Below are 5751 nucleotides of genomic sequence, written 5' to 3'. Positions count from 1 at the left end.
AATAGACCGTGCGCACCGCTTCGGCGAACAGCCGTGCCGCGGCAAGATCGCTGAGTGGCAGCAGCACCGCGAATTCCTCGCCGCCGATACGCCCGGCAACACCGCGCGCGCCGGCCGCCGACCGAAGCTTGGCGGCGAAATCGGCAATCACGCGATCGCCCGCCCCATGCCCATGCACATCGTTGAGCGCCTTGAAATGATCGAGGTCGGCCAGCACCAACGCGACCGGGAACCGCGCCGAGGCGCAGTGCCGCAAGAGCAGCATGCCGCGCTCCTCGAAGCCACGCCGGTTGAGCAGGCCCGACAGGGGGTCGGTAAAGGTCTCGGCCTTCAACGCCTTCAACACGTCGAGTGCCGCGGCGGAAAACAGGCACAGCGCGATAAGCAGCGACAGCAGCGCGTGCGACAGCAGCGCCGTCGTCCAGTAGGACGAGCCATAGAACCCGTCATAGCTCGTGAAGGGCCCGTGCGCGATGACGACGATAAGGGTGCGCACGAAGAAGTTGACGCCCGACAGCAGCGACAGCACGAACAGGATTTTCTCGGTCGGGCCGTTGTTGCGCACCGGGCGCAGTTCGGCGGCAACCAGAAGGCTGATACCGCCGAAAGCGAAGTTCATCGCCAGGATGCGCCAGGTGAGATCCGGCGCGATGAACAGGAACCAGCAGAACGACGCCAGTCCCCCACAGGCCAGCGCGCCGATCCCCACATAGGGCACCTTGCGGCCATAGCGGTGGACGATGGCGCCGGCCAGGCAGCAGCCGGCGATGCTGAAGCAGATGTTCGACACCAGCTTGGTCAGCGGCATGCCGATCGGCAAGGTGAAATACTGAAGCAGGAAGCCCACCGCCGAGAGACTGTAGCTGAGCGCCAGCACGGCCAGATAGGGGCGGTGGCGCTGATAGGACCATAGCACGAGGAACGCCGCGCCGAGCGCCAGCGCGATCGTCGGGTTGAGCAGCGCTATGAGCAGACCCGTGTCCAAACGACTATGACTTCCCCTCGCTTACGTCGGGGAAGAGCTTAGAGGGCAAGCCCAAACAAGCGGTTAAGCCTCGCCGCAAGCAGGACCGCCATCTCAAAATAATGTCAGGGAACCGCCGTCTCCGGTCAGCGTTCCTTCGTTGACAATCTGGAGCGACCGATGGCCGACACAATCACACTGACCGACCACGATGCGATCCGCTCGTGGGCTGCCGGGCGCGCCGGCTTTCCCGCAATCGTCGACATCTCGCCCGAAGCGGGGACGCAGCCCATGTTGAGGCTGGTCTTCGGCCAGCACGCCTATCAGGATCAGGACCAGCCTGAACGGCCGCTCAATGCGGGAGGCTATGAACTCGTCGAATGGGACGAATGGTTCAAGCTCTTCGAGGAACAACAGCTTGCGCTTGTGGTCGCGGCCGAACAGCCCGGACGCCGCGAGGAGTTCCACGAACTCGTCCGCCGTGACGGGAAGCGTTGACCCGAGCCGGGTGCGGCTCGGGTTCCGTTCAAGTCCGGACTACTTCCACTCGCGGATGTCAACGAAGTGGCCGGCGATCGCCGCCGCGGCCGCCATCGCCGGCGACACCAGATGGGTGCGGCCCTTGAAGCCTTGCCGGCCCTCGAAATTGCGGTTCGAAGTCGAGGCGCAGCGTTCATGCGGCTTCAGCCGGTCGTCGTTCATGGCCAGGCACATCGAGCAGCCCGGCTCGCGCCAATCGAAACCGGCGGCGACAAAGATCTTGTCGAGGCCTTCGGCTTCCGCCTGTTCCTTGACCAGGCCGGAGCCCGGCACGATCATCGCATCGACATGCGGGCTGACCGTCTTGCCTTCGACCACCTTGGCGACGGCGCGCAGATCCTCGATGCGGCCATTGGTGCAGGAACCGATGAAGACGCGGTCGAGCGTGATGTCGGTGATCCTGGTGCCCGGCGTCAGACCCATATAGTCGAGCGCACGCTGCTTGGAGGTGCGCTTGTTCTCATCGGTGATGTCGTCCGGGTTCGGCACGATGCCTTGCACCGACACGACATCCTCGGGCGAGGAGCCCCAGGAGACGATCGGCGGCAGCTTGGCCGCGTCGAGCACGATCACCTTGTCGAAATGCGCGCCCTCGTCGGACTGTAGCGTCTTCCAGTATTCGAGTGCCGCATCCCAGGCCGCGCCCTTCGGCGCGCGCGGCTTGTCCTTGACATAGGCGAAGGTCGTCTCGTCCGCGGCGATCAGGCCGGCGCGCGCGCCGCCTTCGATCGACATGTTGCAGATCGTCATGCGGCCCTCCATCGACAGCGCACGGATCGCCTCGCCGGCATATTCGATGACATAGCCGGTGCCACCGGCAGTGCCGATCTCGCCGATGATGGCCAGGATGATGTCCTTGGCGGTGACACCTTCCGGCAATTGGCCGTCGACACGCACCAGCATGTTCTTGGCCTTGCGCTGGATCAGCGTCTGCGTCGCCAGAACATGCTCGACCTCGGATGTGCCGATGCCATGCGCCAGCGCGCCGAAAGCGCCGTGCGTCGAGGTGTGGCTGTCGCCGCAGACGATGGTCATGCCGGGCAGTGTAAAGCCCTGCTCCGGACCGATGATGTGGACGATGCCCTGGCGGATATCCTTCTCGGAATAATATTCGACGCCGAAATCCCTGGCGTTCTTGGCCAGCGCCTCGACCTGGATGCGGCTTTCCTCGTTCTTGATGCCGAACTTGCGCTCGGGCGAAGTCGAGACATTGTGATCGACCACGGCCAGCGTCTTTTCCGGATGCCGGACTTTACGGCCGGTCATGCGCAGGCCTTCGAAGGCCTGCGGGCTGGTCACTTCATGGACCAGGTGGCGGTCGATGTAGAGCAGGCAGGTGCCGTCGTCCTGGCGATCGACGACATGGTCGTCGAAAATCTTGTCGTAGAGGGTGCGCGGTGCGCTCATGTGCGTAAATCCGTCGATATGAGAATGGGAAAGAGCAGGTGCCGGACCTCCGGCCCGGCGAAACGACCCCGATGGGTCGGCCTAGGGTAGTCGGCTGGTCAGCGCCCCGGACACGCGCGCGGAGAAGCGCGACGGCAGGCGTTTTCTGTCCTGCAGCACGAACCCCTTGTAGGCCGGATCGCCAAAAAGCTCTTCCATGGCGTGGCTCATATCAATGTTTTGGGTTTTCGGCAATTGGAAGCTGCCTTCGCAGAACTCGGGTTCCTCGTCCTCACTTCCACACCTTCAGGGGGAGAGGAAGGAAGCCAAGATCGGAGAACGCGCCGCTCAGATCACTTCAAACACAAAAGTCTTCACCAGCGCATCCGGCTCGGCGATCGCATAGCAGCGGAACCACGGGCTTTCCTCGACCGGCCGCCATTTCCCAGTCTGCTCCAACTCATCGAACACCGCCTGGAAGCCGCCGCTCTCGAACACCCGGTCGCGCACGGTGAAGATCGCATGGCCGCCCTTGCGGGTGATGCGCACCAGTTCGTGCAGGCCTGTCGCCGGCGCATGGCTGATGGTGAACACGCCTGTCGAGAAGAAGGCGCGGAAATACCCGTCCGGCCACGGCAGCGGACCGCCCAGCATTGCCTGCTTCAGTTCGCTGTAGGCATTGCGGCTGCCGGCGATCTTCAGCATATCGTCCGAGAGGTCGAGCCCCGCAATGTCGCGGTAGCCGAGCGCATTCAGCGACGGTCCCGACAGGCCGGTGCCGCAGCCGGCATCGAGCAAGGGGCCATCGTCCGCCGGCACATGGCGCGCCACCCAGGCGGTGATCAGGAAAGGCAGGAGGTAGCCGAGCGAGGCGGTCTCGCTGTCATAGGTCGCGGCCCATGCGGCATAGGCCTCTTCAAGCGCTTCCGGCGTGTCGGCCGTATAGACGGAATCCAGCGCCGCATTGGCTTTGTCGACGATCATGGGACCTCCTCAACGGGAATGCTCGGGGATCGTAGCGCTGCCTTGGCCGAAAAACTATTCCTCGTGCTGGCGGCGCAGCCGCCGTTCCAGCGCCCTGAGCGCCAGCGACAGGCCGACGGTCAGGATGAGGTAGATGTAGGCTGTTATCGAATAGGTCTCGAAGAAGCGAAAGGAGCCGGCGGCGTAGACCTTGCCCATCTGCGTGATGTCGGCAACGCCGAGCACCGAGACCAGCGAGGAATCCTTGACCAGGGCGACGAAATCATTGCCGAGGGGCGGCAGGATGGTGCGGATCGCCTGTGGAAACACGATGAGCCGGAAACGCTGCGCGCGGGTCAGCCCGAGCGCCTTCGCCGCTTCGATCTGGCCCTTCTCCACCGCCTGGATGCCGGCCCGGAAAACCTCCGAGATGAAAGCCGAATAGCCGATGGTCAGCGCCATGATGGCGCGCCACAACAGCGACACGTCGCGCACCAAAAGCTCGCCGAACAGGCCGGCGCTTTGCAGCGGCGCGGTCAGCGCGTTCCAGGCCGCGACGAAGGCCGGCGCGCCGGCAAAGGCGATCCAGAACAACAGCACCAGGATCGGCACGCCGCGGATGATCTCGACATAGAAGCGCGCGATCTGGCGCAGCCAGCGCGAACCCGACATTCCCATCAGCGCGATGCCGAGACCGATGGCCGACGCCAGCACGAAGGCGATCACGGTGACGAAGATGGTGACGCCGATACCCTTGGCGACCGTGGCGAATACCTGGGCATAGAGATTGCTGGTGGCGACGAAGACGGCCACCGCGATCGCGATGGTCACGGCCACGACGAGCCACCAGGGGAAGTCGGCTTTGGAGGAAGAGGCGGGAGGCATCAAAAGGATTGCGCCAAGGCAGCCCCCTCTGGCCTGCCGGCCATCTCCCCCTCAAGAGGGGAGATTGGCAGCTTCGTCGACGGCACTCTTTTTACAACTTTGGTGATTGGCGAAAGCGGAAAAAACAGCCAATCTCCCCTCTTGAGGGGGAGATGCCCGGCAGGGCAGAGGGGGGCGTTCAAGCGCGAAGTCAGTGCGAAATCACTGCCCCATCTTGTAATCAAGAAACCACTTCTTGTTCAGCGCATCGAACGTCCCGTCCGCCTTCAACGCCGCAATCGCCGCATTGACCGGCTTCACCAGGTCGGAACCCTTCGGGAAGATGAAGCCGAAATCCTCGGTGCCGAGCGGCCCGCCGATCAGCTTCAGTTTGCCCTCGGAGGCGTCGACATAGCCCTTGCCGGCGGTGCCGTCGGTCAAGACGACGTCAACGTCGCCGGATTTCAGAGCCTGCACCGTGGCGCCGAAGGTCTCGAACAGCTTGATGCGCGGGTTCTGCTCATTGCCGTCGAGCACGCTGTAGACGGCGGTGTAGAAGGGCGTGGTACCGGCCTGCGCGCCGATCAGCCCATCCTTGAAGGCGCCGAAGGTCTTGGCGTCGGTGAAACGGCTTTCATCGCCGCGCACCAGCATGAACTGTTCCGAGCGCATATAGGGGTCGGAGAAATCGACCTTCTCCTTGCGGTCGTCCTTGATGGTGATGCCGGTCATGCCGATGTTGTACTGGTTGTCGGAAACCGCCTGGATCATCGCGTCCCAGGATGTGTTCTGGTACTCGACGGCGAAATTCAGCCGCTTGGCGATCTCGTTCATCGCATCATATTCCCAGCCGATCTGCTTGCCGGTCTTGGCATCGATGAACTGCAGCGGCGGATAGGCGTTTTCGGTCACAACCACCACCTTTTTGCCGCCGAGGTCGGGCAGCGCCTGCGCAAAGGCGGCAACGGGTACCAGGACGAGGGCAAGCAGGCCTGCCAGCAGCAGTTTCGATTTGGTCATGACACACTCCCCGG

Annotated in this window: 6 protein-coding genes; 1 reads left to right on the top strand and 5 read right to left on the bottom strand. The window is 63.4% G+C overall.

The features are described from left to right. Positions 1-985: GGDEF domain-containing protein (locus tag EN932_RS27560; RefSeq protein WP_164890643.1), on the bottom strand; the 985-nt coding region annotated here is incomplete at its 3' end. 159 nt (positions 986-1144) lie between these two features. On the opposite strand from EN932_RS27560, the gene EN932_RS27555 reads away from it, so the two are divergent. Continuing rightward, on the top strand, positions 1145-1462 hold the full coding sequence (locus tag EN932_RS27555) for a hypothetical protein (RefSeq protein ID WP_013528869.1): 318 nt from the start codon (positions 1145-1147) through the stop codon (positions 1460-1462). 39 nt (positions 1463-1501) lie between these two features. On the opposite strand, the gene leuC is transcribed toward EN932_RS27555, so the two are convergent. The 4 genes from leuC to EN932_RS27525 form a co-directional block, all read right to left on the bottom strand. After that, a complete protein-coding gene (gene leuC / locus EN932_RS27550) occupies positions 1502-2911 on the bottom strand; it encodes a 3-isopropylmalate dehydratase large subunit (RefSeq protein ID WP_127368052.1) in 1410 nt (469 codons plus the stop codon). A gap of 327 nt (positions 2912-3238) precedes the next feature. Then, positions 3239-3874, bottom strand: a complete 636-nt coding sequence (locus EN932_RS27540) for a class I SAM-dependent methyltransferase (protein ID WP_027163296.1) — start codon at positions 3872-3874, stop codon at positions 3239-3241. A 54-nt stretch (positions 3875-3928) separates the two neighbouring features. After that, positions 3929-4738, bottom strand: coding sequence for an amino acid ABC transporter permease (locus EN932_RS27535; protein ID WP_027163295.1), 810 nt, complete (start codon positions 4736-4738; stop codon positions 3929-3931). Between the two features lie 201 nt (positions 4739-4939). Beyond that, entirely contained in the window at positions 4940-5737 is a 798-nt protein-coding gene (locus EN932_RS27525; protein WP_013528864.1) for a transporter substrate-binding domain-containing protein, read from the bottom strand. Between the last annotated feature and the right edge of the window lie 14 nt (positions 5738-5751).

Source organism: Mesorhizobium sp. M7A.F.Ca.US.002.01.1.1 (assembly GCF_004022955.1).
In the GTDB taxonomy this organism is placed as follows: domain Bacteria; phylum Pseudomonadota; class Alphaproteobacteria; order Rhizobiales; family Rhizobiaceae; genus Mesorhizobium; species Mesorhizobium ciceri.
Note: the sequence above shows the minus strand (reverse complement) of the source record. Positions and strands in the feature narration are given on the sequence as shown.